This window comes from Micromonospora siamensis, assembly GCF_900090305.1.
In the GTDB taxonomy this organism is placed as follows: Bacteria; Actinomycetota; Actinomycetes; order Mycobacteriales; family Micromonosporaceae; genus Micromonospora; species Micromonospora siamensis.
On the sequence record NZ_LT607751.1, the window covers coordinates 4,335,926 to 4,360,350 of the forward strand.

At 74.9% G+C, this 24,425-nt stretch carries 20 protein-coding genes; 4 read left to right on the top strand and 16 right to left on the bottom strand.

Annotated elements, in window-relative coordinates:
* Nucleotides 1–14 precede the first annotated feature (14 nt).
* Nucleotides 15–839 (top strand): CDP-alcohol phosphatidyltransferase family protein, encoded by an 825-nt coding sequence (locus tag GA0074704_RS20065; RefSeq protein ID WP_088971922.1) that lies wholly within the window; start codon nt 15–17, stop codon nt 837–839.
* Between the two features lie 31 nt (nt 840–870).
* A complete protein-coding gene (locus GA0074704_RS20070; protein WP_157743733.1) occupies nt 871–2,568 on the top strand; it encodes a sulfatase-like hydrolase/transferase in 1,698 nt (565 codons plus the stop codon).
* Nucleotides 2,569–2,589: 21 nt separating this feature from the next.
* Here GA0074704_RS20070 and GA0074704_RS20075 read toward each other — a convergent pair whose 3' ends face one another.
* The 15 genes from GA0074704_RS20075 to GA0074704_RS20145 all read right to left on the bottom strand — a co-directional run bounded on the left by GA0074704_RS20075 (nt 2,590) and on the right by GA0074704_RS20145 (nt 19,892).
* The gene (locus GA0074704_RS20075) at nt 2,590–3,300 is read right to left on the bottom strand and encodes an AfsR/SARP family transcriptional regulator (protein ID WP_088971924.1); all 711 of its coding nucleotides are present in this window, start codon (nt 3,298–3,300) and stop codon (nt 2,590–2,592) included.
* 157 nt (nt 3,301–3,457) lie between these two features.
* Nucleotides 3,458–4,591: a hypothetical protein gene (locus tag GA0074704_RS20080; RefSeq protein ID WP_088971925.1), complete on the bottom strand. Its 1,134-nt coding sequence runs from the start codon at nt 4,589–4,591 to the stop codon at nt 3,458–3,460.
* An 11-nt stretch (nt 4,592–4,602) separates the two neighbouring features.
* Complete coding sequence (locus tag GA0074704_RS20085; RefSeq protein ID WP_088971926.1) at nt 4,603–6,936, bottom strand: hypothetical protein; 2,334 nt, start codon at nt 6,934–6,936, stop codon at nt 4,603–4,605.
* A gap of 7 nt (nt 6,937–6,943) precedes the next feature.
* Nucleotides 6,944–8,380, bottom strand: a complete 1,437-nt coding sequence (locus GA0074704_RS20090) for a baseplate J/gp47 family protein (protein ID WP_088971927.1) — start codon at nt 8,378–8,380, stop codon at nt 6,944–6,946.
* Nucleotides 8,373–8,861 (bottom strand): GPW/gp25 family protein, encoded by a 489-nt coding sequence (locus tag GA0074704_RS20095; protein ID WP_088971928.1) that lies wholly within the window; start codon nt 8,859–8,861, stop codon nt 8,373–8,375. The genes GA0074704_RS20090 and GA0074704_RS20095 overlap by 8 nt, the downstream gene beginning before the upstream one ends.
* 1 nt (nt 8,862) lies before the next feature.
* The gene (locus GA0074704_RS20100) at nt 8,863–9,192 is read right to left on the bottom strand and encodes a hypothetical protein (RefSeq protein ID WP_088971929.1); all 330 of its coding nucleotides are present in this window, start codon (nt 9,190–9,192) and stop codon (nt 8,863–8,865) included.
* A 9-nt stretch (nt 9,193–9,201) separates the two neighbouring features.
* Nucleotides 9,202–11,196, bottom strand: a complete 1,995-nt coding sequence (locus GA0074704_RS20105; protein WP_157743734.1) for a hypothetical protein — start codon at nt 11,194–11,196, stop codon at nt 9,202–9,204.
* Complete coding sequence (locus GA0074704_RS20110) at nt 11,193–11,795, bottom strand: hypothetical protein (RefSeq protein ID WP_088971931.1); 603 nt, start codon at nt 11,793–11,795, stop codon at nt 11,193–11,195. The genes GA0074704_RS20105 and GA0074704_RS20110 overlap by 4 nt, the downstream gene beginning before the upstream one ends.
* Nucleotides 11,795–12,295, bottom strand: a complete 501-nt coding sequence (locus GA0074704_RS20115; RefSeq protein WP_088971932.1) for a hypothetical protein — start codon at nt 12,293–12,295, stop codon at nt 11,795–11,797. The genes GA0074704_RS20110 and GA0074704_RS20115 overlap by 1 nt, the downstream gene beginning before the upstream one ends.
* A 2-nt stretch (nt 12,296–12,297) precedes the next feature.
* Nucleotides 12,298–13,782 (bottom strand): hypothetical protein, encoded by a 1,485-nt coding sequence (locus GA0074704_RS20120; protein WP_088971933.1) that lies wholly within the window; start codon nt 13,780–13,782, stop codon nt 12,298–12,300.
* Nucleotides 13,779–17,009, bottom strand: coding sequence for a hypothetical protein (locus tag GA0074704_RS20125; RefSeq protein ID WP_088971934.1), 3,231 nt, complete (start codon nt 17,007–17,009; stop codon nt 13,779–13,781). Before GA0074704_RS20125 ends, GA0074704_RS20120 begins: the two co-directional genes overlap by 4 nt.
* A gap of 3 nt (nt 17,010–17,012) precedes the next feature.
* Nucleotides 17,013–17,267, bottom strand: coding sequence for a hypothetical protein (locus GA0074704_RS20130; RefSeq protein WP_157743735.1), 255 nt, complete (start codon nt 17,265–17,267; stop codon nt 17,013–17,015).
* Nucleotides 17,268–17,297: 30 nt separating this feature from the next.
* Entirely contained in the window at nt 17,298–17,729 is a 432-nt protein-coding gene (locus tag GA0074704_RS20135; RefSeq protein ID WP_088971936.1) for a hypothetical protein, read from the bottom strand.
* Nucleotides 17,730–17,742: 13 nt separating this feature from the next.
* Nucleotides 17,743–18,912, bottom strand: a complete 1,170-nt coding sequence (locus GA0074704_RS20140) for a hypothetical protein (RefSeq protein WP_157743736.1) — start codon at nt 18,910–18,912, stop codon at nt 17,743–17,745.
* 41 nt (nt 18,913–18,953) lie between these two features.
* Entirely contained in the window at nt 18,954–19,892 is a 939-nt protein-coding gene (locus GA0074704_RS20145) for a hypothetical protein (RefSeq protein WP_088971938.1), read from the bottom strand.
* Between the two features lie 327 nt (nt 19,893–20,219).
* Here GA0074704_RS20145 and GA0074704_RS20150 point away from each other — a divergent pair, with 327 nt between their 5' ends.
* Nucleotides 20,220–21,674: a DivIVA domain-containing protein gene (locus GA0074704_RS20150; RefSeq protein WP_088971939.1), complete on the top strand. Its 1,455-nt coding sequence runs from the start codon at nt 20,220–20,222 to the stop codon at nt 21,672–21,674.
* 29 nt (nt 21,675–21,703) lie between these two features.
* Here GA0074704_RS20150 and GA0074704_RS20155 read toward each other — a convergent pair whose 3' ends face one another.
* Nucleotides 21,704–22,972: an MFS transporter gene (locus GA0074704_RS20155; protein WP_231926592.1), complete on the bottom strand. Its 1,269-nt coding sequence runs from the start codon at nt 22,970–22,972 to the stop codon at nt 21,704–21,706.
* Between the two features lie 250 nt (nt 22,973–23,222).
* On the opposite strand from GA0074704_RS20155, the gene GA0074704_RS20160 reads away from it, so the two are divergent.
* A complete protein-coding gene (locus tag GA0074704_RS20160; RefSeq protein ID WP_088973837.1) occupies nt 23,223–24,401 on the top strand; it encodes a GH12 family glycosyl hydrolase domain-containing protein in 1,179 nt (392 codons plus the stop codon).
* Nucleotides 24,402–24,425 lie beyond the last annotated feature (24 nt).

Here is a 24,425-nt window from a genome sequence, read left to right on the forward strand (position 1 = left end):
GACACGGAGGAACGGTGCGCACGGTTCGAAACGGTCCGCTCGCCGGGTTGGTCTGTCAGGTCGCCCTGCTGGCGGCGCTCGCCGCCACGGTCGGCCTCGGCGTCGCCGGCTGCCTGGTCGGGTTCGCCCACGGGGTGGCGCAGTACGCGCTGCTGCGGCACGGGCTACGCCGCTCGGGCGCGGTGGGCCTGCGCCCCGCCGACCGGGTGACGCTGACCCGGGCGGTCCTCGTCGGCGGGGTGACCGCGCTGGTCGCCGACTCCGTCACCAGCCCCACCCCGGTGGCCGTGCTGGCGGCGCTGACGGCGGTGGCGCTCGCGCTGGACTGGCTCGACGGACAGGTGGCCCGGCGCACCGGCACGACCAGCGCGTTCGGGGCGCGGTTCGACATGGAGGTCGACGCCTTCCTGATCCTGGTGCTCAGCGCGTACGTCGCGCCGGCGGTCGGCGGTTGGGCGCTGGCCGTCGGCGCCATGCGGTACGCCTTCGTCGCGGCGAGCCGGCCGCTGCCCTGGCTGCACGGCACGCTGCCGCCCCGGTGGTGGCGCAAGGTGGTGGCCGCCGTGCAGGGGGTCGCGCTGGCGGTGGTGGCCGCCGGGCTGCTGCCCGCGGCCCTGTCGGTGGCGCTGGTCGCGGTGGCGCTGGCGCTGCTGGTCGAGTCGTTCGGCCGGGACGTGTGGTGGCTGTGGCGGCACCGCCCGGCCGCCGCCCGGCAGGCCGGTGCGCGGAGCGCCGCGGCGGCCGGTACGCCGCCCGCCATCGGTCACCCGCGCGGGGAACCGGTGGGCGTCCTTCCCCATCCGGCCCAGGCTCGGCCCGCCGCTCGCCAGGCGGCCTGACCCCGTACCCCCGTCGAGCAGGAGAGACCCCGTGCGGACCGACACGACATCCCGTACCCCCGCCGCAGCGGAACCGGCCGACCAGCCGGACGGCGCGGCACCGCAGACCGACCCAGGTCGGCGCTCGCGGCCGGCCGCCGTGGTCGCCACCGGGCTGGCGGCGCTGCTGGTGCTGGCGGCGCTCGCCGCGCCCGACCGGCTGGGCGGGCTCGACGCGAGCGCGTTCGTCCGGATCCCCGTCGAGGCGCTGCTGATCGCGGCGCTGCTGCTCGCCCTGCCCTGGCGGGCCGGCCGGGTGGTGGCGGCGTCGGCCGGCGCCGCGCTCGGCCTGCTGGCGGTGTTGAAGCTGCTCGACATGGGCTTCTTCGAGGCCCGGGACCGGCCGTTCGACCTGCTGCAGGACTGGACGATGCTGGACGACGGGCTGAGCTTCCTCGCCGACTCGATCGGGTCCGTGGGCGCCTGGGCCGTCGCCGTCCTCACGGTGCTGCTCACCGCCGGGCTGGTGGTGGCGACCGCCCGGTCGGTGCTGCGGCTGGGCCGGTCGGCCCGCCGGCACCGCGCCGCCACCACCCGGGTGGTGGCGGCGCTGACCGTCGCCTGGACGCTGTGCGCGCTGCTCGGGGTGCGGACCGCCCCGGGCGGACCGGTCGCCGACGCCAGCGCCAGCGCACTCGTGCGGGACCACGTCGCCCAGGTACGCGCGGGCCTGCGCGACCGGGACACCTTCGCCACCCGGATCGGCGTGGACGCCTTCGCCGACACCCCCGGCGACCGGCTGCTCGGCGGGCTGCGCGGCAAGGACGTGGTGGTCTCCTTCGTGGAGAGCTACGGGCGGGTGGCGGTCGAGGACCCGGCCATCTCCCCCGGCGTCACCGCGGTGCTCGACGACGGCACCCGGCGGCTGCGGGCGGCCGGCTTCACCGCGCGCAGCGCGTACCTCACCTCGCCGACGGCCGGCGGCGGCAGCTGGCTGGCCCACGCGACGCTGCTGTCCGGACTGCGGGTCGACAACGAGCGGCGGCACACCGACCTGCTGGCCAGCGACCGGCTCACCCTCAACGGGGCGTTCCGCCGGGCCGGCTGGCAGACCGTCGGGGTGCTGCCCGCCGCCACCCAGCCCTGGCCGGAGGCGCGTTTCTACACCTACGACCGCTACTACGACGCGGCGAGGCTGGCCTACCGGGGGCCGAAGTTCAGCTACGCGCCGATGCCCGACCAGTACACGCTGGCCACCTTCCAGCGCCTGGAGCGGGGCCGGCCCGGGCACGCCCCGCTGATGGCCGAGATCCCGCTGGTGTCCAGCCACACCCCGTGGGCGCCGCTGCCCGAACCGGTCGGCTGGGACCGGGCCGGTGACGCTGGGGCGTACGCCGGGATGCCGGAGCGCGGCGAGTCCCCCGACGCGGTCTGGCAGGACCCGGCCCGGGTACGCGCGGCGTACGGCCGGTCGATCCGGTACTCGGTCGGCACGCTGGTCTCGTGGCTGGAGCGCTACGGCGACGACGACCTGGTCCTGGTCTTCCTCGGCGACCACCAGCCCGCCCCGATCGTCACCGGCCCCGGGGCCAGCCGGGACGTGCCGGTGACCGTGGTGGCCCGGGACCCGGCGGTGCTGGCCCGGATCGCCGGTTGGGGCTGGCAGGACGGGCTGCGCCCGGGCCCGGACGCGCCGGTGTGGCCGATGGACTCCTTCCGGGACCGCTTCCTCACCGCCTTCGCCCACTGACCGCCGCGTCCCGGCGGCGGCCTAGCCGGGGAGGAGGGCCTCGGCGCGGACCAGCCCTTCCAACTCCGCGGTGGGGCGCACCCCGAGTTCGCGGTCCAGGGTGGCGCGGAACACCGCCAACCGGCGCACCGCCTCGCTGTAGTTGTGCTCGGCCAGGTGCGCCACGATCAGCGCCCGGGTGGCGCTCTCCCGCAGCGGCTCCAGGTGCACGGCGGTGAGCGCCACCTGGATCGCCTCGCCGACCCGGCCCTCGGTGGTCAACCGGGCGGCCAGCGCCTCCAGGGCGGACAGCCGCAGGTGGCGCAGCCGTTCCCGCTCGGCGAGCACCCAGTCGTCGTACCAGCCGGGGAGCAGTTCGCCGCCGAGGATGTCGCCGGCGCGCACCGGTCCGGCGGCGTCGTGGGCGAGCCGGTCGGCGGTGGCCGCCAGCGTCGCGACATCGGTGCTCACGGCGTCGGAGAGGGCGAGCCGCTCCTCGCCGGTGACCAGCGGCACGGGGGCCAGCCGGTGCGCCCGCCACAGCGTGGTGCGCAGGTTGGCCCGGGCGCGCTCCTCGCCGGAGTCGGGCCAGAGCAGACCGGCCGCCTCGGCCCGGGCACGTTGCGGGTGGACGGCGAGCAGGGCGAGCAGTCGGCGGACGCTGTGCGGGGTGGGCAGTGAGCGGCCGTCGCGGTCGAGGGCGAACCCGCCCAGCAACCGCAGGGTGTACGGGACACGTTGCGTCGGAACCATCGGGTGTGCCCTTCGGAGATCCCGCCTCGGGCCTCCCACGTTCCGCGCCGGTCCGGCGCCCCGTCAACGCAGTGTCGCGACCATGACGACGGAGCGGCCCGAACGGCGGCGCGGCCCGTCCGTTCAGCGCGGCGGACCGCCCGCCGCGCCGAGGCAATCAACGCAGCCGGGTCAACGTCTGCGCGTACGCCGTCCACTCCGCCGCGTCGCCCATGCTCGCGCCGACCTGGTTCTCCTTCATGATCGAGACCAGCCGTTCCGCGGGCAGCTCCGCCAGCTGGCCGATGGTGTTCACCCCCGACTTGGCCAGGGCCGCCCGGGCCCGGGTCGGTACGGCGGTGAGGGTGGCCACGTCGCCCTCGGCGACGCTCTGCAGGGCGGTGTCGACGCCCAGCGCGGCGGCCACCGCGGCCGGCGCGCCGGTGGTGGTCCGCACCATCGCCGCCTCCCGCTCGCCCAGCTCCACGACCATCGCGTCGAGGCTCTCGTAGACCCCGTCGGCGGGCAGCGCCTTGAGCACGTCGCGGACGCTGCGCCCGTCGGCCAACTCCTCCTCGCCGAAGATCCGGACGAACTCGTCGAGCCGCACCTGCTGCGGGAAACGTTCCCGAGGATCGCGGTTCTCGTGCACGTAGCGGCTGATCTGCCCGGCGCCGCGCAGCTTGGTGCCGGCGACCGCGTCCACCCCGACGGTCTCCACCGCGGGCAGGACGATGGTGCCCTGCTTGGTCTGCCAGACGCTGACCTTCTTGTCGAGGAACATGGTGGTGCCCATGTACCGGCCGAAGTCGAGGGCGGCGAGGGGATAGTTCGGGTACTTGTCGACCACCAGCGGTCCGCCGGTGATCGTGCCGGAGTCGTGCACGGAACTGTTGAGCCGGTTGAGTTCGGCGCGGATCTCGTCGAGCAGCTTGCGCAGGCTGGCCCGCATCGCCGCCAGGCAGGAGAACGCCTTGGCCAGGTCGGTGCCGAGGTGGTCGAGGTCGTGCTCGATGCGGTGGAACCGCTCGTTGAAGCCCAGCTCCCCGGTGGTCTGGCCGGCCTGCACCACGTCCTCGCCGTCGACCCAGTCGGCGTGGGCGAAGGTGCGGGCGAACGGTGGCGGGGCGCAACCCGGTTCGACGGCGGGGAACGGCTCGGCGTAGTTGAAGACCCGCTTCGCGCTGCCGACGTTCTCGTAGATCCAGGAGGAGACCAGGACGCTGGCCTCCGACTTGTCGATCCCGGCCTTGGTGAAGGTCTCGTAGAGCTGGCCGACGGTGAGCCCGTCGTAGTTGATCTCGGTGGCCATGGGTGCCCCTCTCAGAGCTGGTCGTACACGCCGCGCGCTCGGCGCTGCCGGTACTGGCGGAAGGTGCGGGCGACGGCCGGGCGCAGCGGCTCGGCCACCCCGTCGCCGTCGAGGTCGACGTGGTCGCGGCGCAGGGCGTACGTGTTGATCTCGACCCCGAGCGGGCAGACCCGGCTCAGGACGTTCATCAGCCGCTCGTACTGGGCCAGGGTGAGCGCCACCCCGTCGGGCAGCTCCACCCGGAACTCGTACGGGTCGGTGCGGCCGGTGCGGACGTAGGAGAGGGCGACCACCGCGACCAGGCCGGGCGCGGTCGGCCGCAGCACGGTGCGGCTGCCCACCGCCTTGATCTCCCCCGCTGCGCCGCCGAGGCCGACGGTGTACCAGCGGAACCCGGTGGCCCGCCGCTCGGCCAGGTTGATCCCGGCCTCGGGCAGGCCGATCACGCTGACCACCAGCAGCACCCGGTTGCCGGAGTCGACCAGGGGCAGCACCGCCGCGAGCCGGTTGTCCCGCAGCACGCCGACCAGCCGGGCCAGTCGGGCCACCGCCGCCGGCTGGTTGGCGACCAGGTCGGCGGAGAACGCGGCGGGCAGCTCGATGGTCTCCACCAGCTCGTCGGGGAGCTGGTTCAGCGCGGTCACCACCGGGGCCGGGGTGCCGACCGCGGGCAGCCCGGCGGCGGCGAGGGCCAGCAGCACCGGCTGGCCGTCCGGGCGTACCGGGACGGTGGCCCAGCGGGCCCGGGCCTGCGCGTCCGTCAACCCGGTCCACCCCGCCTCGCCGGCGCCGGTCCACGCCGTCGCGGCGCCGGCCAGGCCGGCGACCAGCAGGGCGTTGTTGCCCGGGTCGCCGGGGGCGTGGAAGCGGGCCTGCACCGGCAGCGCCGCCTGCACCGCGCCGGTGGCCGGGGCGGTGACCACCAGGCCCCGGGTGGGCAGGTGGGACAGGTAGAGGGTGCCCGAGTCGACCCGGTGCGCGGTCGGCAGGCCGCAGGCCCGCCACAGCCAGGCCGCCTCGGGGTCGGCGGTGGTGGTCGGCACCCCGGCGGCCCGGGCGGCGGTGATCAGCGCCTCCGCGGTGCGGTCCGCCGTCGCGACCCGCGCGGTGTCCAGTACCCGGGTGCGCAGGTCGGCCAGCTGGGCCGCGGTCGGCGGGACGACGTCGACGCCGAGGCCCAGCTCGTAGCGGCTGCCGCCGGTGTCGTCCTGGGCCCGCTTGACCTGCCAGGTGACGCCCGCGCCGAGGGCGCGGCAGACCCGCCCGGCCCGGTCCAGGGCCACCGCCAGCGGCGGCGCGACGCCGTGCCCGCTGTCGAAGGTGTACGACTGGCGCAGGCTGGCCCGCAACGCGGTCGTCTCGGCCAGCCGCCGGGCCGGCAGCGCGCGGGCGGCGTGCGTGGTGTTGTTGGGTGGGGTGTTGGCCGGCAGGATCAGCCGGTCGCGGCGCAGCTGGGCGAGGAAGTTGGCGCGGTGCTGGGCCCCGCCCACCGCGACCAGGGCCACCGCCACGGCGAACTGGTCGTCCTCCTCCCGCAGGGTGAACCGGGCGCCGCCGGGCAGGTCGGCGAAGAGCCCGGCGTTGGGGTCGGTGGCCTCGCCGGGCCCGTTGAGCAGCCGGCGTACCGCGCCGGGGGTGGGCAGCAGCAGCCGGCGGTAGAGGCCGATCCGGGCGGCGTACGCGGCGTCGGGTTCGCGGACGCCGTCGGGCAGCCGGCGGGCGTAGACCTCGCCGGTGCCGGCGTCGTGCGCCAACTCGTCGACGAACCGGGGCACGCCGACGTCGGCGCCGATCCGGTCCAGCGCGTCGCGGCGGGCGTACGCCAGGGTCCGGTAGGCGTGCACCTCGCGCAGCGTGCGGCGCAGCCGGTTCTTCTCGTACGCCAGCGCGTAGAGCAGCCGGCCCAGGTTGCCCTCGACCACGGCCAGCTCCACCAGGGCTCCGGCGGCGGTCCCGGTGACCGGGGTCCACGTGCCGTCCGCTCCGGCGCGGTCCACCGTCACGGTGACCCGGAAGGCGGCGACCAGCGGCTCGGCGGCGGTGTCCGGGGCGAGCACCGGCACCGAGGCGCCCGCCGCCGACCAGGGTGCGAAGATCCCGGCCGGCAGGGCCGAGCCGCCGTCCGGGGTGACCCGGACCCGGACGCTCTCCTCGCCGAGGTCGCGGCGGAGCACGGCGGTGAGCAGCGGGTGCCGGCTGGTCCAGTCGACGGGGGCGGTGCCGTCGGTGGCCAGCGGCACCACCACCCGCCGCACCGTCCCCGGGTACGGGCCTTCGAGCTGGTCGACGAGGTTGCGTTCGACGGACGGGTCGGCGCCGTCGACCGGTACGCGCAGGTCGGTCATGGTCGCCTCACACGATCCGGAACGGCCGGGGGTCGTCCCGGTCGACGTAGACGGGCACCTGGTTGGCGGCGAGCACCGCGTTGGCGCCGACGGCGAGGCGCTGCACCCCGTCGCCGGTGGGGGCGGTGCCGGTGACCAGGGTGGCGGAATCGGCGGGGAAGCGGACCAGCCGCAGGTCGCGGACGTCGGCGACGCCGGGCTCGTTCATCAGCGTCCAGATCACCTCGGCCACCCGGACGGGCTCGCCGAACGGCAGCTCGTCGACGTAGCGGCGCAGCCGGGCGTGCAGCCGGGCCCGCAGCTCGGTGGCGGCGGTGGAGGCGTTGACCGTCTCCTTGGAACCGGTGGGCAGCGGCAGGCCGCGGATCACCAGGTCGGCCTCCACGCCGATGCCGACCTCCTCGGCGCGTTCCACGGCGGCGAAGATGCCCACCGGGCGCAGGTCCTCGATGACCGACTCGACGGCGGCCTGCAACCCGTCGGGGCCCTCCCAGATCGCCGCGGCGGTGGGGGCGACCAGCACCGAGAAGTAGTACGGGTTGCCCAGGTCGCGTTCGGTGCTGAAGACCCGTTCGATGAAGTTGAAGTTGCCGAAGATGGACTGGTTGAGGTCGAGCCCGCCCCGGCCGTCGAAGACCTGCACCTGTCGTACGCCGGGAACGGTCGCGACGGCGAGGCCGATCGCCTCGGAGGTCCAGACCGATCGGGGCGCGGCGAGCAGCAGCTGCCGGTATCGGACGTCGCCGACCTGGAGCTCGCCGCCGGTCAGCGGCGCGGTGTGGGTGATCAGGACCAGTTCGGCGCCGGCGGCCTGTTCGGCGTCGTCCAGGTCGGCCAGCAGGGTGTCGGCCCGGTTCCACCGGTCGATGCGCTGGTTCGGCTGGGCCGGGTCCAGGTTGTGCGACGGGCCGGGGTGGAAAGCGGCCACGGCGGGGCTGCGTTGCGGCGTGGCGGCGGTGAGCACCACCGTCTCGTCGAGGGCCACGTGGTGCCCGCCCGGGGTGGAGAGCCGGGCCCCGCGGGGCAGGGTGAGCTGGTTGCGTCCCGCCGGCAGCGGCGCGGCCAGCTTGAGTGTGACCGTGCCGCGGGCCTGCTGGTAGGGCCGGGGGATGCCGAGTTCCTCGCCGAGGCGGGTCAGCCCGTCCCCGGTGGCGGAGACGGCGTAGGAGTTGTCGTAGACGGCGGCGGCGACGGCCCAGTGCCGGGCGTCCTCCAGGGCGGCGAGTTCGAGGACCTTGCGCAGCACGGAGCCGGAGCCGAGGTCCACGTCGTCGCCGAGGAGCAGCCGGGCGGTGGCCAGCTTCTCGGCGAGCAGCCGGGCGAAGGACTTCGGCACGAAGCCGGTGTCGACGATGCCGAAGCCCGTCGATCCGGTGCTGCGCAGGGCCGCCGCGTCGACGGCGAGGACGTCGGCCAGCTCGGCCGGGAGGATGGGTTCAGACACCGGGCAGCTCCCCCAGGCGCACCGCGAGCCGGTCGTCGGTGACGGTTTCGAACTGGACCTCCACCCGCAGGGTGCGGGCGGCGCGCAGCGCCGGGTCGCCCTCGGCGCCGAGCCGGCCGTCGTCGAGGTTGACGTCGACGATCCGGCGGACCCGTGGGTCGCGGTGCAGCAGGGTGATCACGGCGACCCGGACCTGTTCCCGGATCAGCACCGGCTCGATGTCCTCGGCGAGGGCGTTGAGCCCGTCGAAGCCGAACTCGGCGTCGAAGACGTTGGAGCCGCGCAGGGTGGTCAGCGCGACGGCGAGCGCCTGGCTGAGGTTGTCCGGGCCGCGTACCAGGTCCAGGACGCGGCCGTTCGGGCCGGCGGAGAAGGAGATGTCGCGGGTGATGTCGATGCCGGGCAGGGTCTCGGCGAAGGCGAGGCCCCAGCCGAGGTAGCGGTTGCGGGCGGTCTCGCGTTCGCGTTCGGTGCGGTCCATGTCAGACCGCCGTCAGCTTGTTCTGCCCGGCGGTGAAGCTCAGCGTGGGCTGGCTGCCGTTGGTGCTGCCGGTGCTGGTGTCCAGGGCCACCCCGGCGCCGTCGACCGTCAGCTTCCCGGCGGCGTTCCCGACGGAGGCGACGGTCTGGCACTGGACGCTGGACGTGTTCGGGTCGGTCGGGGTGGTGCAGCCGGAGACCGTCTTCCCGCTGATCCCGTCGAGGCGCACGACCGGCACGCCGTCGACGGTGAGGCGGGGCCGGCCGGTGGGGGTGACCTTGCCCTGTGCGGGGCAGCTCACGGTGCTCGAGCTGATGAGGACCTTTGCCACGGCTGCTCCTCAGTGGACGTTCATCGAGCCGCTGACGTGGACGTCCACGTTGGCGGCGGTGAGGTTGATGTTCCCGTCGCCGGCGTCCAGGTCGATCCGGCTGCCGGTGATGGTGATCGAGCCGTCCTGCTTGAGGACGATCTTCGAGCCGCCGCCCGCGTGCTCGATGGTGATGCTGTCGGTGTCGGCGGCGCGTTCCGGGCGGTGCCCGCGCCCCTGGAGCTGGGCCCGGCCCACCCGGACGGTCAGCTCGCCCAGCTCGATGACCCGGTTGCCGTCGCCGTCGGTCAGGTCGTGGGCGACCTTGCCGGCGTGGTCGGCGGGGACCGCCGTGTCGGCGACCGAAGAGCGGTCGGCGGAGGCCACCCCGACCGGCAGGGAGAGCCACCAGTCGCCCGGCTGGGAGACCGGCGCGTGCCCGGAGGGCCAGAGGGCGCCCACGTCGACCGGGTCGTCCGGGCGGCCGTTGCGGTAGGCCAGGGCCACCCGGGTGCCGGGGTAGCGGGGCAGGATCAGCCCGCAGCCACCCCAGGCGAACGGGGTGAGGTAGCTGACCCCGGGCAGCGGGGTGGGCTGTTCCCGGCGCGGCGGCAGCCGGCGGGCGCCGTTGGGCCGGCCGTCCGGGCGGACCAGGCCCTCCCACACCGTCTCGGTCTGGGCCGGCGGCTCGACCGCGCCGGAGGCGTTGGTGGCCACCGCGCGTACCTCGCCGACCTCCAGGCCGCGGGTCTCCCCGGTGGCGGCGCGGGCGGCCCGGCGGACCGCCTCGGCGGCGGCGGTGCCGGGTGAGCCGCCGCCGGCCGGGTCCGGGGCGGGGCCGGGGACGGCGTCGGACCAGCTGTCCCAGGCCGAGGCGGTGGAGTCGATCTCCACCCCGTGCACCTCGGTGGCGAAGCCGGCGGATTTCGACAGCTGGTGGCGGACGGAGCTGACGTAGAGCAGCTTCGCGTCCGGCCCCAGCTCCCCGGTGGACGGGGCGAACGGGGCGGCGAACGAGCCGAGCAGGGCGGCGCCGACGCTGCCCAGCGTGTTCGCCTCCTGCTGCGGCGGCGGGTCGAACCGCAGGACGTCGCCGGGCTTGACGTCGGGGCGGCCCTTGCAGGTCAGCGTCCACGCGGTCCGGGTCGGTGGCGCGGCGCCGGTGGACTCGGTGGCCGCGTACGGGTCGGTCTCCCGGGGTTCGTCCTCGGTGCACTCCAGCAGGCCGCTGGCCAGCGTCATCGGCTTCGGCGACCCCTCCGGGTAGGGGATCGGCCGCTCGCCGACGTGCACGGTGCCGTCGCGGATCAGCAGCATCGACCGGCCGAACCGGTTGAGCGAGTGGGCGATCGCCGCCCCGATCCGCTCCAGCGCGGCGCTGTGCAGCAGCCCGGCGCCGAGCACGAGGCGTTCCGCCCCGGCGGCCTCCGCGGTGGACCGGGTCATCGTGCCGTCCGGGGCGGCTCCCCAGGTGGCCACCGAAACCCCGGTACGCCGGCCGATCTCGCGGACGGCGGCGGAGAAGTTCTGCGCCTCGAACCGTTCGGTGACCCGCTGGCCGAGCCGGGCGTACGCCTGCTCGACCAGGGTCAGCTCGGTGTCGTAGGTCTTGTCGCCGGTCAGCCGGCGGATCTTGCGTACCCGGAGCACGGCGACCAGCGCCTGGTCCAGTTCGGCGGCGGACGGGCCGGCGTTGAGGCCGACCAGGTTGGTGAAGAACGCCCCGACGCTGGTGTTGGCGTCCCGCCAGTACAGGTAGAGCTTGACGACCAGCGGCTGGTTCACGGCGCGCAGGGCGGTGAAGTGCTCGTCGGTCAGCCCCTCGATGGTGATCTTGAAGGCGCCGGGGCGCAGCCCCTCCTCCAGCGTGGCGTCGATGGAGGCGTGGTGGCTGGCGCTGGAGAGGGTCAGCGGCAGCGGCGCCGTGCCGGTGGGCGTCTGCCGGTGGAACTCCAGCGTCCAGCCGGCGTCGTTGCCGACCGCACCCTGCTTGACCTGGCTCGACTGGAACGGGGTCAACGTCATCGGACAACCCTCCGCAGCTTCTTGTCCACCAGGTAGCGGTAGCGGAACCGAGCGCTGCCCTGTTCGGACTCGATCCGCATGCCCGGCGGGCGCCGGCGCCAGACGAAGACGTTGATCGGCGGCGGCCCGAACGTGTCGACGGCCCGGTCGGCGACCCGCCAGCCGACCCACAGCCAGGAGCCGTAGTCGCCGGCGCCGCGTACCGTGCCGGCGGTCAGGTGCCAGCCCAGCACGGCCACCTCGACCGGGCCGCAGACCCGACGCAGGCCGGCGGCCAGCGGCACCGAACCGAGGATCCGGGTGCCCTGGCGCACCACCAGCCGCAGCGGCACGCGGGCTCCCAGCGCGGGCAGCGGGCGCGGCGCCGGGACCGGACGGGCGGCCGACTCGTCGGCGGAGGTGCCGACCACGGCGAGCGGGTCGGCGTCCAGCCACTGCCGGGCCAGCCCGGTGGGCAGGATCAGCACGCCGTGGATGCCGTCGGCCAGCTCCACCCGCTGCGGCAGCCCGGCGGTCAGCGGCCGGCGTACCTCGGTGAACCCGGTGGGCGGCGTGACCGGCGTCTCGGGGACCAGAAAGCGGTCGATCGGGAAGGCCATCACGACCCCAGCCCGTCGGCGAGCGCGCCGACCCCGATGCTGGCCACGTCGAGCAGCTTGCCGAGCAGGCTCGGCCGCGGCACGTGGGCCATCGCGACGCTGACGTCCAGGACGTCCCGGCGGGCGGCCGACGCGGAGACGGTCAGCGACTGCACCTGCATGTCGGTCCGGATGGTCATCGAGGTGACCAGGATCAGCCCGCCGAACCGGCCACCGGAGTACGCGGCCAGCGCGGTGCCCCGCTTGCTGGCCTCGGCCATCGTCTCCAGGGCCAGTTTCCAGGCGTACCGCTCGGCGCCGACCAGCACGCCGGTGAGGGTGATGGTGTCGTCGTGGGTGGCCACGATCGCCTTGTGCGCGGTGGAGCCGATCGGCGGGAGGTGATAGGTCTGGGTCAGCGAGATCGCGGTGACCGCCCAGAGCGGGATCGGCAGCACCCCGTCGCTGATCACCGCCGACGGCACGGTGCCGTACCTCATGAAGCTGCTGGTGATGCCCATGCTCAGCGTCCTCCCGGGTTGGGCCAGGGCACGGCGGTGCCGGTGGGTTCGACGGACATGCCGAGGTCGCGCAGCGCCTGGCTGATCTCGGCGACCTGACCGGCGGCGCTGGTCACCCGCATCCGCAGCCGCCGATCCTGAAGCGACCGGGCGATCCGGGCCGGGCGGCTGGACTCCGGGCCGGTGCGGTTGATCCGGTCGATGTCGACGGCGGCGTCCTCCATCCGGCCGATCGCGTCGAGCACCCGGGGGTCGGGGGTGAAGCCGGGGTCGCGGGTGCGCAGGTCCGCCAGGGCGGTCCGGAAGTTCGCCGCGTCGTTGCGCAGGTTGGTGGCCAGGTTGTCGGTGAGCGCGGTGACCGACGAGACGCTGGCGCTGCGGTGGGACTTGTCGTCGATCAACCAGAGCCAGCCGTCGTGGCCGATCCCGATCAGGTCGATGCCGGCCGACCGGACGTTCGCGTCCGGGCCGCGCAGGAAGAGCTCCACGCTGCTCAGCGAGAAGGCGGCGGTGTACTCGCCGACGGCGGCCCGGCCGTAGTGGGTCATCTCGCCGCGCACGTACCCCCGGAAGCCGGCGACGTCGTCGACGCCCCCGCCGCCCCGGCGGAAGTTCCGCCACAGCTCGGTGAGCGCCTCCGGGTTGTGCGCGGCGACCTGCTGGAGCAGCCAGACGTCGCCGCGGGCCACCACCGCGCGCAGGTCGGCGTCGCCGATGCGGGCCAGCGCCTCGGCCAGCCGGGCCGGGTTCATCTGCAGGGCGGCGTTGCGCGCCCGGCCCAGCTCGTCCAGCGCCCCGCGCAGCCGGACCAGCTCGTCGGGGGTCAGCCGGCCGGCGAGGGCGGTCTCCAGCTCCGCGCCGGCCTGCCGCGCAGCGGCCTCCGACTCCGCGGAGATGCGGCGCCAGACCGCGCGGGGGTCGAGTTCGGCGGCCCGGCGCAGCGCCGCCGCCTGCTCGGGCGGGAGCCGGCGGAACGCCCCGGCCACCTCGGCGGAGGGTTCCAGGTGCAGGCCGCCGGGGCCACCGTCGGGTGCGCCCTCGAACTCGTGCAGCAGGGACTGCGCGTACGACCCGGCGTCCTCGTAGAGCCGCAGCGGCTCGTCACCGACGATCGCGTCCCGGGGCCGGGACAGTTCCCGCATCTCGCTGTTGAGCTGCTCGAAGTACTCCCCCAGCGTCTCCAGCCGGACACCCTCGGGCAGGTCGCCGCCGTCGAGCACGTGGTCGAGGATCGCGGCGATGTTGTCCCGCAGCACCTGGATGCGCTCCAGCCGGGCGGTGGCGTTGCCCAGGTGCAGGTCGCCCACGTCGTCGACGACCCGCCGGATGATGAACTCCAGCAGGGCCCGCGAGCGGGGCTCGCCGCGTTCGCCGTGCTCGGCGAGGGTGCGGACGAAGCCGCGCAGCCGGGGGTGGGCCTCGGCGGCGGCGCGGACCGCCGCGGCGTCGAGCATCCGGCCCACCCGGAAGCGGCGCGGCGGGGTCACGGCCGCACCACCGGCGCGCGGACCGCCCCGGCGGGCGCGGCGGCGGCGCGGCGCTCCTCGGCCAGCACCATCAGGATGAACCGGGCACCCTCCGGGCCGCCGACCGACTCGGTGAGCATGGCCTCGTGCTCGATGTGGGCGAGCACCGGCTCCATGGCCTTCTGGATGATCCGGCCCAGCACCTCGTTGACCAGGATCTCGGTGATGAAGGCCTGGAGCAGGTCGCGGGAGGCGGCCTCGACGATCTGCCGGCTGATCCGCCGGGCCACGTAGCCGCGGGCGGCACGTAGCCCGGACCGCAGCCCGGCGCGCAGCCCGACCCGACCGCCGCGCACCACCGCGCCGCCGATGGTCCCGACCTCGGGCAGCAGGGACAGCGCCAGTCCGAGGTACGCGGCGAAGAGCTCCACCTCCACCTCGGCGCGGGTGAGCACCAGCTCCGGGTCCAGCATGGAGCCGTAGAGGCGTTCCCGTTCCCTGGCGTGCCGCACGTCGTTGGCCGCCACCACCACGCCGGCCAGGAAGCCCAGCGGCGGGCAGAGCACCGACAGCAGCACGATGCCGACGGTCAGGCCGAAACCGATCAGCTCCTCCCGGCCCAGCTCGGCGCTGAACAGGGCGTCGATGCCGAGGGCGTAGAAGCTGTCGCCGCCGAAGAACTCGCCGAGCTCCTGGTGCACCTGGAGGTGGATGCCCTGGAGGGCGTACCGGCTGCCGGGGACGGTGGCGGCGGGGATGTTGTCGCTGATCCGGCTGGCCCGGAAGGCGAACATCGCGTCGGCGCGGGCCTTGTCCAGCATCTCGGCGTTGTTGGCGCTCATCTCGTCGAGCAGCCGGCGCAGCTCGCGGCGGATCGCGGTGGGATCGGTGCGGAACCGCTCGATCACGTCGGGCAGGTCGGTGATCTGCTTGACCAGCGGGTCGATCCCCTCGGCCTGGCCGCGCTGCATCACCATGGCCTGGTCCAGGTCGGACTCGCTCCACATCACCCCGTGCGAGTCGCGGATACGGGCCACCCCACCGGTGGTGACGATCTCCCCGGCCGTACCGGCGGTGGTCAGGGCCTGCTCGGTGGCGAGGAACGCGCCGGACAGGGCGTGCGCGGCGCCGAACCAGGCGGTGGCCGGGTGCAGCTGCGAGGCGGCGGCGACCGCTCCCCCGCCCTGGCCGGTGTGCCCCTGCACCCACGCGGCGGCGGTGTGCCGGCGCAGCCGCTCGCGCAGCCGGGACAGCTCGGCGTAGTCGGTGAGCTGGGAGACCAGCAGCCGCTCGAAGATCGGTGCGTACCGGTCGAAGTTGGTGATCCGGGCGTTGATCCCGGTACGGGAGCTGAGCAGCAGTTGCAGCAGCAGCGCCTGGCTGCCGCTGACCAGGATCTGCCCCACGGCCGCCTCGGTGGCGGGGGTGAACTCCTCCAGGAAGTGCAGGTCCCAGGAGGCGGTCGAGTCGATCCAGCCGCCGTGCACCTTGGCCCAGTTCTCCGGCTGCTCGTAGGTGCGCATGACGGCCAGGGCAAGGGCGTGCAGCCGGGGCACCACCCCGGCGAGGTGACGCAGGAACTGCACGGCCGGTGAGGCCACCGGACGGAAGTTCAGCGAACCGAGCGCCCCGTCGCCGTCCGGCGTCGGCTGGGTGAAGCCGTCCCGCTCGGTCAGCCCGATGTACGCGCTGATCGACGCCGCCCGGCCGAACAGCGTCTCGGCGGCCTGGAGGCAGAAGTTCGCCGGGTAGTCGCAGATCTTCCCCATCTGGAGCCGGAAGGCGATGTCCTCCATGGCGCGGCGCAGGCCCTCGCCCGCCCGGCCCAGCTCGTCCAGGGACGGCTCGCCGTTGAACGGGGCGCAGCCTCGGGGCTCCCGGCTGAACAGGCCCCGGCGGACCACCGGGAACCGGCTGGGCTCCTTCCCGGGTGGGGGTGGCGGCGTGGTCGGGGCGGTGGGGTCCCAGACGAACGCGCCGCCGCCGGCGCCGCCGCCCATGCCGATGCTGAAGCCGCCCGACCCGTCGCTGTCGCCGTCCCCGCCACCGGTCCCGTCGCCACCCGCGCCGGTCGCGTCGCCCTCGCCACCCGCCCCGGTGCCGGCGCCGCCACCGGTCCCACCGCCACCGTTCGCGCCGGCCCCGCCTCCCGCGCCGGTGCCGTGCCCGTGGCCCCGGGGCCGCTCGACGGAGACCGGCAGCAGGTTGGCCACGCCGGTCCAGTGCAGGTCGGCGTCGGTGGCGTCGGTGCTGACCAGCAGCATGCTGCCGCCGCCGAGGGTCAGCACGATCACCGAGGTGGGGGCCGCGCCGCCGAGCCCGGCGAGCACCGCGTCGACCCGCCGGTTGATCTCGGCGTCGACGGCGGTGTCGACCCGCCGGTCGTACTCGGCCTGGCTGGTGGTGGCTCCGCGCGGTTGCGCGTGCACGATGAGCGCCCGGATGTCCGGCCCGAGCAGGTCCGCCGCGGTGGCGACCAGCGCCGCACGGTCGGCGATCATCCGGCGCACGGCGGTGGCCGGCCCGGCCGGGGGGTCGACGTCGCGGGTCTGGAACCGGGCGTTCGGGCCGGCCACCAGGGTCGTCTCCTGGAAGGTGGGGAAGCCGAAGAACGACCAGGGCGTGGTGAACACGATCGCGCCCCAGACGGTGTGGCCGGAGGCGTCGACCACCTTGGCGAGCAGGCCGGCGGGGGTGCCGGCCGGTGGCGGGCCGAACTGGCGCACCGCCTCGGCCGCCGCCGCCCGCAGGTGGGCCCGCAGCTCACCCACCGGCCGGACGACCCACTCGTGGCTCACGGGCGTGACCACGGCGGGCTCGTCGCTGAAGTCGATCACCTCGGGTTCGCCGCCGCCCTGGTAGGACGGCAGCTCGTAGGTGCGCAGCAGGGCGCTCTCCCGCACCGGGTCGGCGGTCTCGGCCGGTGGCTCGCTCAGCGGTGCGGCCACCCCGTCGGGCAGGCCCGGGTCGAGCCGGGCCGCGTCGACCGCGTCGGCGACGACCGCGCGCAGCCGGTCCTCGAAGGCCCGCCGCGCCGCGCCGGGCACCGCGTCGCCGGTCCAGGTGAAGACCGGTTCGGTGGTACGCACCCCGAGGTAGCCGCCGCGCGGCTCGACGGCCTCCCGGCGGGACCGGTCCAGGGCCCGGGCCAGCGCGACGGCCAGCGCCTCGGTGACCCGGTCCGGCGTCTCGGCCAGCGACCGCGCGTCGAGGCGGACCCGCACGGGCACCCGCACCTGCACCGGCACCGTTCACACCCGCCCTTCCAGATGCTCGGCCAGCCGGCTGAGCGCCAGGTCGGCGAGGTGGTCGGCGTCCAGGGTCACGCCGGCGGCGACCACCTCGATCTCGACCGGGAACTGGTAGACGATGCTGGCCCGGTCGTCCTCGGCCACCCGTTCGGCCTCCGCCTCGCTGCCGGCGGCCGGCAGCACCAGCTCGCCCGCGTGCACCAGGGCCAGCCCGGTACGCGTCACCCGGGCGGCGCGCCCCTCACCACTGGCCACCGGCGGCCTCCCTCCGAGGTGGGCGGCCGCTCATCGCGGCAGCGTGGACGCGTCGCCGACCTTCGGGTCCACCGAGGCGGCCAGGCTGAAGCCGCTGAACGTCGCCGCGGGCGCGCCGGAGATGGTGGCGGTGGTCGGGGTCGCGCTGGTGATCAGGCAGTCGCGCAGCACGAACGACGAGAACGACCAGTCGTCGCCGGTGTACTCCAGCAGGGCGATGTCGAACAGCTCGCCGTCGAGGGCCAGCTTGGTCAGCCGGCCGGCCACGTCCCCGATCGCCTTCACGGTCATCGTGAAGTTCATCGACACCGGCGCGTGGACGGCGCCCATGTGGGTGACGTGGATCGAGTGCAGCGGTTCGATGTTGAGCGAGAACGACGGGGTGAACGAGTCGATCGGGCTGATCAGGACCGTCTCCGTGCCCTTGGTGTACTGGACGGCGAGTCGGGTCTTCCACTCCATGGCGGGTCTCTCCTCAGAACTTGGCGACGAGCGTGACCAGCAGCCGGCTCACCGCGGGCCCGTAGGTGACCGTCACGACCAGGTCCACCGTGCGGTCGGCGCGGGCGGCGGTGACGATCGCGGTGTCGGTGGCGTCGCGGGCGGACTCCGGCAGGGCGAGGATGTCCAGCACCGGGATCTGCACCGTGAAGTCGTCGATCACCGCCGACCGCTTCAGCGGGCCGAGGATCCCCTCGACCTGGGTCTTCAGCAGGGTCATCCCCGGCTTGGTGATCCGCGCGTCGCCGATCAGCCCGATCAGCCCGGCGCGGAGCATGAACTCGATCTGGTCGAGGGTGCGGACCAGGTCCACGTGCAGCAGGCTGGCGTCGGTGGTGAAAAGCCGCCCATCGGCGAAGTGCAGGCTCTCGCCGGTGATCAGGGCCGGGTCGATGATCGGCACGATGTCGGCCTCGGACAGGCCCTTGATCTCGGCGGGGCTGTACTGCCGGGCGACCGGCACCTTCACCCCGCGGATCTTCTTCAGCACGATGCTGTGGTGCACCGGCAGGCCGGCGACCGCCGCCATTGCCGCGGTGGCGGCGTCACCGTCGGCGCCCCGCGCGGCGACCATCATCATCCGGCTGGTGCTGCTCTTCAGCGCCGAGACGGCGGTGACGGTGTCGGCCACGTACGTCGCGCTCTTGGTGGCGGCCGGGTCGGTCATCGCGAAGCCGATCCGCCGTTGCCCCGCCGCCGACATCGTCTCCACGTGCGCCTTGAGCGCGTGCAGGCCGGTCGGCGGGTTCGCCCCGGCCGGGTTGCCGACGGTCACCTCGTTGGCCAGGGACACCATGGTGACGTCGTCGGCGGCCTCCAGGCCGGACAGCGCGGCGGCGTAGTCGTCGCCGGCGACCTTGACCCCGTACACCTTCGCCGGCCGCGGGTCCTGCAACAGCGCCAGTTCCAGCGAGTTGTAGAGCGCGTTGCGGACGACGTTGCCGGCGTTGCGACGGGCGAAGTTGGTCACCGCGTCGTCCAGCGTCTCGATCCGCACCGGGGTGTTGGCCGGGGCGGCGCCGCCGTCGGCGGTCGACGGGGCCTTGCCCACGACGGCGATCACCCCGGGTGAGCGCTGTGCCAGCGGCGGTGCCGGCGGCACGATCCTGACCTCGATGAACGGGAATGCTGCGGTGACTGGCACGGGTCCTCCCAGCGGGGATTCGATGCTGCGGTTCGTGGGGGTCAGGGCACGGTGACCAGGCCGATGCCCTCGGCGGCGAGCCACCGGCCGGCCCGGGCGTACCGGTCGGCGCGTTGCTGCTGCGGGGTGCCGGTGGTGCCGCCCGGCCAGGCCGGGTCGTCGAAGGTGGCCGCCGGCACGATCCAGACCACCACCACCGGCCGGCGCCGGCGTACGTCCTCGGCGGCCGGCACCTCCAGCCCCAGCTCCTCGGCCCGGCTGCGGGCCAGCCGGCTGGAGAGCAGCAGGTCGGCCAGGGAGAAGCCGGCGTCGCGGACGAAGACCGCGGCAGCGAAGGGCAGCATCCGGGGCGTGGGCGGGGTGGCCGCCGGGGGCGCGTAGCGGAGCTGGACGGTGGCCGTGCCGTTCTGCCCGCGTACCTGGGTGACCAGTTCGGAGACGCTGCCCGCGCCGACGGATTGCAGCAGCCGGTCGACGTGCGCGTCGGTGAACGCGGCCGGCTGGTCCAGGCCGGAGCGCAGCCGGTCCACCAGCCGGCTGCGCCGCTCGGTCTCCAGCAGCGCCGGATCGGTGGGCAGCGCGCCCAGGTCGGCCACGATGTCCGGGTCGACGTCGAACGAGGGCAGGTTCACGGTGAGCGCCTGCACCCGGTCCCGGGCGGCGCTGGTGCGCACCACCAGGCCGCCGCGCCACAGCGCCTCCACCCGCAGCGGGGCCGGGCCGAGGCCGTGCAGCCGCAGCCGCAGCTCGGTCCGGTCCTGCCCGGCGACGCCCATCCACTCGCCGTCGACCACGGTGACCGGCGGCGTCGCGTACCCGACGGTCAGCTCGTCGAAGACCGCCGAGTAGGGCGGGCCCACCGGCATCGCCTCGGTGTCGTAGGCGGCGGCCACCAGGTTGGCCAGGGCCGCGTCGTCGAGGACACCGGACCGGGTGGCCGGGTCACCGAGCCGGACGAGCACGGAGTCGACGAAGTCCACCTGCTCCCCCTCGGTCGCGGACGGCGGGACGTACCACGGCAGGATGACCGGCGGCCCGTCTCGTGATCGTCACCGGTCACGTCGCAGCGCCGTCGCCGCGGCGTCACCGCCCCTCGTCGCGCTCCGCAAGCCGGTGGTCGGCCAGCGTGGACCTGGGCGGGATCGGCCATCCGAGGCACCGGCGACGGCCGCCGGGGCGTCGGTGAGTCCCGGATCGCGGGGCCGGGGGTTCAACCGCGGCGCGCCCGGCGGTAGCGTTGCGCCACGCCATGTCCGCCGGCACCTCTCGCCGGGTGGGATGGCGTTCGATCGTACGGAGGATGACGGATGTCCCACGGCGAGGAGCCGTTCACGGTACGCGACGACGGCTCGTCACGGCCGAGCTTCGATCTCGCGCTGCGCGGGTACGACAAACGGCAGGTGGACCGCTACGTCGAGCACCTCGACGAGCAGGTCGGCGCGCTCACCGCCGAACGGGAGCGCACCGCCGGCCGGGTCACCGAGCTGACCGGCCAGGTGCACCGGCTCCAGGCGGAGGTGACCGAGGCGCGCCAGCGTACGCCGCAGGTGGAGCGGGCGTCCTTCCGCGACCTGGGTCCGATGGTCGACCAGATTCTCGCCCTGGCCGAGAAGCAGGCCGGTGTGATCACCGAGACCGCCACGCAGCGGGCCGAGAAGCTGCAGGCCGAGGCGGAGAAGGCGCTGGCCGAGGCGCAGGAGCGGGGCGCCGAGGAGCTGCGTGAGCTGGCCGAGCAGCTGGAGGCCCGGCGGGTCGAGCAGGACAAGGCCGACCAGGAGCGGCGGGCCGCGGCCGAGGCGGAGCTGACCGCGATCCGGGAGCGGGCCGAGCAGTTGCGGGCCGACGGTGAGGCCGCGCACGAGCGCGCCCAGCAGGAGGCCAAGCGGATCAGCGAGCAGAGCGCCCGGCAGATCACCCAGACCCGGGCGGCCAGCGAGGCGCTGACCAAGGCGGCGCGCACGCAGATCCAGCAGGAGATCCAGGCGGCGCGGACGCAGAGCCAGCAGGAGCTGGCGCAGTGGCGGGCCGGGGTGGAGAAGGAGATCGAGGACCGGCGGGCCGCCGCGGAGCAGGAGCTGGCCGAGGCGCGGGCGGCGGCCGAGCAGGAGCTGGCCAACCAGCACAGCGCGGCCGAGCAGCAGATCACCGGCCTGATCGCCGAGGCGCAGCAGTATTCCACCGAGGTGCGGCAGCGGGCCGACGAGCAGGCCACGATGCTCCAGGAGCAGCTTTCCTCGGTGCAGCAGGAGCTCACCGAGCGGCAGGCGGCGCTGACCCAGGTCCGGTCGGACCTGGAGGGCGCCCGGGCGCAGATCGCCCAGGCTCGGGACGAGGAGACCACGCTGGGCCGGGAGCTGGCGCAGATCCGCCAGCAGCTCGGCGACGTCCGGCGGGAGCTGGGCGGCGAGGTGGCCCGGCTGGAGGAGGCCCGGCGGGCGGCGGAGCTGGCCGAGCGGCACGCCAAGGACGTCCGGGCGCGGGTGCAGCGGGAGGCGAAGCGGGTGGCCGACCTTGCCGCGGCGGCGGTCATGGCCGCGGCGGCGGGCGGGTCGGAGACCGCCGAGTTCCCGATGGTCACGCCCCGGCGGGAGGCCACCGTGGAGCTGGCCCGGGTCGACGAGGAACAGCCGGTGCCCGGCGGGGCGCACCGCGGCGGCCCGGCGATCGCCCTGCCCGGCCGGATCGAGGAGCAGGCCGGGCAGGCCGAGGACGCGTCGGGGCCGCGGCGCGGCCCACGGTCCGGAGTGGAGCTACCGGCCTGACCGACAGGTCCGGGCGGCGGACCGGCCGCTCAGCCCGCCGGGGCCGACGCCTCGGGCCGCCGTCGCGCGGCCCAGCCGACGAGCGCCGGGGCGACCAGCCCGGCGGCGGCGAAGATGCCGCCGAGCAGCAGCCAGCCGGGAACGCCCCAGGTGAGGCAGAGCAGCGCCAGCACCGGTGGGGCGGCCACGTTGGCCAGGCCCACGCCGAGTCCGGCCACGCCGGCGTACTGGCCCTGGGCGTGGGCCGGGGCGAGGCTGAACCGCAGCTCCAGCGACGCGGCGGTGTGCCACAGTTCGCCCACCGTGTGCAGCACGACTCCGAGGAGGACGGCGGCCAGCGCGGCGGCGGGGGCCAGGCCGGCGGCCGCGGCGATCGTCGCCATGCCGAGCAGGAAGGCCAGCCCGGCCCGGCGCAGCGCGGCACCGGCGGCCGCCGGGTCCCGGACGCCCCGACTGGCGGGCACCTGGAGGAGCACCACCAGCACGGTGTTGGTGAACGCGGTCGCCCCGACCAGCCAGCGTGGCGCGTCGGTCCGCTCGACCAGCCAGAGCGGCACGGCGAAGATCAGCACGTGGAACTGGAGGTACAGCAGCGCGTCGAGCGCGGTCACCGCCAGGTAGCCGCGGTCGCGCAGGGCGTCGGACCGGCGGGCGCGCGGCGGGGCGGGCACCGGTGGCACGGTCGGCAGTCGGGTGATGATCAGGGCGGCGACGCCGAAGCTGACCGCGTTGGCCGCGATCAACCCGAGGTAGGCCGCGCGGCTGTCGAGTTGCACGGCCGCGCCGGTGGCCAGGGCCGCTCCGGCGCCGGCCAGGTTGCCGACCGACCGCAGGTAGGCGCGGTACCGGACGAGCTGGGCGCCCCCGACGCCGCGGACCAGGGGGCCGCGGGCGGCGGAGCCGGCCGATCCGGCCAGGGCCCCCACGCCGAGTGCCGCCACGACGACGGTGAAGGAGTGGGCGACCAGCAGCGCCGCCATCGCCAGTCCCTGGACGCCGAGGGTCACCCGGTAGACCTCCCGCGGCCCGCGCCGGTCGGCCAGGTGCCCGACCGGCGGTCCGGCGACGAGTCCGACGCCCGCGGCGATGCCCATCGCCAGGCCGATCTGGGCCAGTGGCAGTCCCGCCACCCGGGTGCAGTAGAGCGCCGCGCTGACCATGAACAGGCCGCTGCCGGCCTGGTTGACGAAGGACGCCGCCGCCAGGATCCGCTGGGAGCGGGTCTGGGGCACGAGGGCGCGCAGGCGGGTGCGGAACCGTCCGGCCCGGACGGCGGGTTCCTGATCGATGATCGCCACTGATCCCCCGATTCAGCGTTGCGGACAACCGGGTCAATCTAGGCAGCGCCGGCCGCGCTCCGGATCCCCCGGCCACCCGATACCGGGATCCGGCACAACCGGCTAAAGTGGACTGCGTCGGACAGCCCCGCCGACGCCCCCGCATCGCCATCCACCCGAGCCTCTTCCGCGGGCGACCCGGCCGTGGTTACATCCATCCAGATCTATGGGAGCGCTCTCTCGTCCCGGAGGGCGCGGGATGGAGAACCGGATGCGACTCTCACGTACCCTCGCGGCCCTGCTGCTGGCCGCGGCGACCGCGCTGGCGGCACCCGCCGTCGGCGCGACCCCGGCCGAGGCCGACACGCTGATCTGCGACCAGTACGGCTCCACCACCATCGGCGGGAAGTACGTCGTGCAGAACAACCGCTGGGGCAGCAGCGCCACCCAGTGCATCAACGTCACCGCCACCGGATTCCAGATCACCACCCAGAACGGCTGGACCAGCGGTGGCGCGCCCCTGTCGTACCCGTCGGTCTACCTGGGCTGCCACTACGGCAACTGCTCCCCCGGCACCAACCTGCCCCGCCAGCTCTCCCAGATCGGCAGCGTCCCCTCCTCGATCTCCTACAGCTACGTCGGCGGCGGCGCCTACGACGCGTCGTACGACATCTGGCTGGACCCGACCGCGAAGACCACCGGGGTCAACCAGATGGAGCTGATGATCTGGTTCAACCGGCTCGGTGGCGTCCAGCCGGTCGGCAGCCGGGTCGGCACCACCACCATCGGCGGCCGCAGCTGGGAGGTGTGGCAGGGCTGGAACGGCGGCAACGACGTCGTCTCGTACGTGGCGCCGTCGGCGATCGGCAGCTGGTCGTTCGACGTGCTGGACTTCGTCCGCGACGTGGACGCCCGCACCCAGGTCACCACGAGCTGGTACCTGACCAGCATCCAGGCCGGCTTCGAGCCCTGGCAGGGCGGGGTGGGGCTGGCGGTGAACAGCTTCTCCGCGGCCGTCAGCGCCGGCTCGGGCGGCGGCACCGGCACCACCGGGCAGCAGATCGTCGGCCAGGGCAGCGGCCGGTGCGTCGACATCGCCGGCAACCCGGGCGGCGACGGCACACCGGTGCAGCTCTGGGACTGCTGGAGCGGTGCGACCAACCAGCGCTGGACGCGTACCGGCAGCACCTTCGTCAACCCGGCGACCGGCAAGTGCCTGGACGTCTCCGGCGGCTCGACGGCCAACGGGGCGAAGGTCCAGTTGTGGACCTGCAACGGCAGCGGCGCCCAGAACTGGCAGGTCAACGCCAACGGCACCATCACCAACCCGCAGTCCGGCAAGTGTCTGGACGCGGCCGGCCAGGGCACCGCGAACGGCACCGGCATCCAGATCTACGCCTGCTACGGCGGGGGCGGCACCCAGGCCAACCAGGTCTGGTCGCTGCGCTGACGCGACGCGGGCGGGACCACCAAG

Excerpts from the sequence above, each read along its gene's own strand:
- GA0074704_RS20160 (WP_088973837.1), top strand. The coding sequence starts at position 23,223 with ATGCGACTCTCACGTACCCTCGCGGCCCTGCTGCTGGCCGCGGCGACC.
- GA0074704_RS20115 (WP_088971932.1), bottom strand. The coding sequence starts at position 12,295 with ATGGGCATCACCAGCAGCTTCATGAGGTACGGCACCGTGCCGTCGGCG.
- GA0074704_RS20110 (WP_088971931.1), bottom strand. The coding sequence starts at position 11,795 with ATGGCCTTCCCGATCGACCGCTTTCTGGTCCCCGAGACGCCGGTCACG.
- GA0074704_RS20085 (WP_088971926.1), bottom strand. The coding sequence starts at position 6,936 with ATGACCGACCTGCGCGTACCGGTCGACGGCGCCGACCCGTCCGTCGAA.
- GA0074704_RS20075 (WP_088971924.1), bottom strand. The coding sequence starts at position 3,300 with ATGGTTCCGACGCAACGTGTCCCGTACACCCTGCGGTTGCTGGGCGGG.
- GA0074704_RS20105 (WP_157743734.1), bottom strand. The coding sequence starts at position 11,196 with ATGACGTTGACCCCGTTCCAGTCGAGCCAGGTCAAGCAGGGTGCGGTC.
- GA0074704_RS20080 (WP_088971925.1), bottom strand. The coding sequence starts at position 4,591 with ATGGCCACCGAGATCAACTACGACGGGCTCACCGTCGGCCAGCTCTAC.
- GA0074704_RS20095 (WP_088971928.1), bottom strand. The coding sequence starts at position 8,861 with ATGGACCGCACCGAACGCGAACGCGAGACCGCCCGCAACCGCTACCTC.
- GA0074704_RS20135 (WP_088971936.1), bottom strand. The coding sequence starts at position 17,729 with ATGGAGTGGAAGACCCGACTCGCCGTCCAGTACACCAAGGGCACGGAG.
- GA0074704_RS20150 (WP_088971939.1), top strand. The coding sequence starts at position 20,220 with ATGTCCCACGGCGAGGAGCCGTTCACGGTACGCGACGACGGCTCGTCA.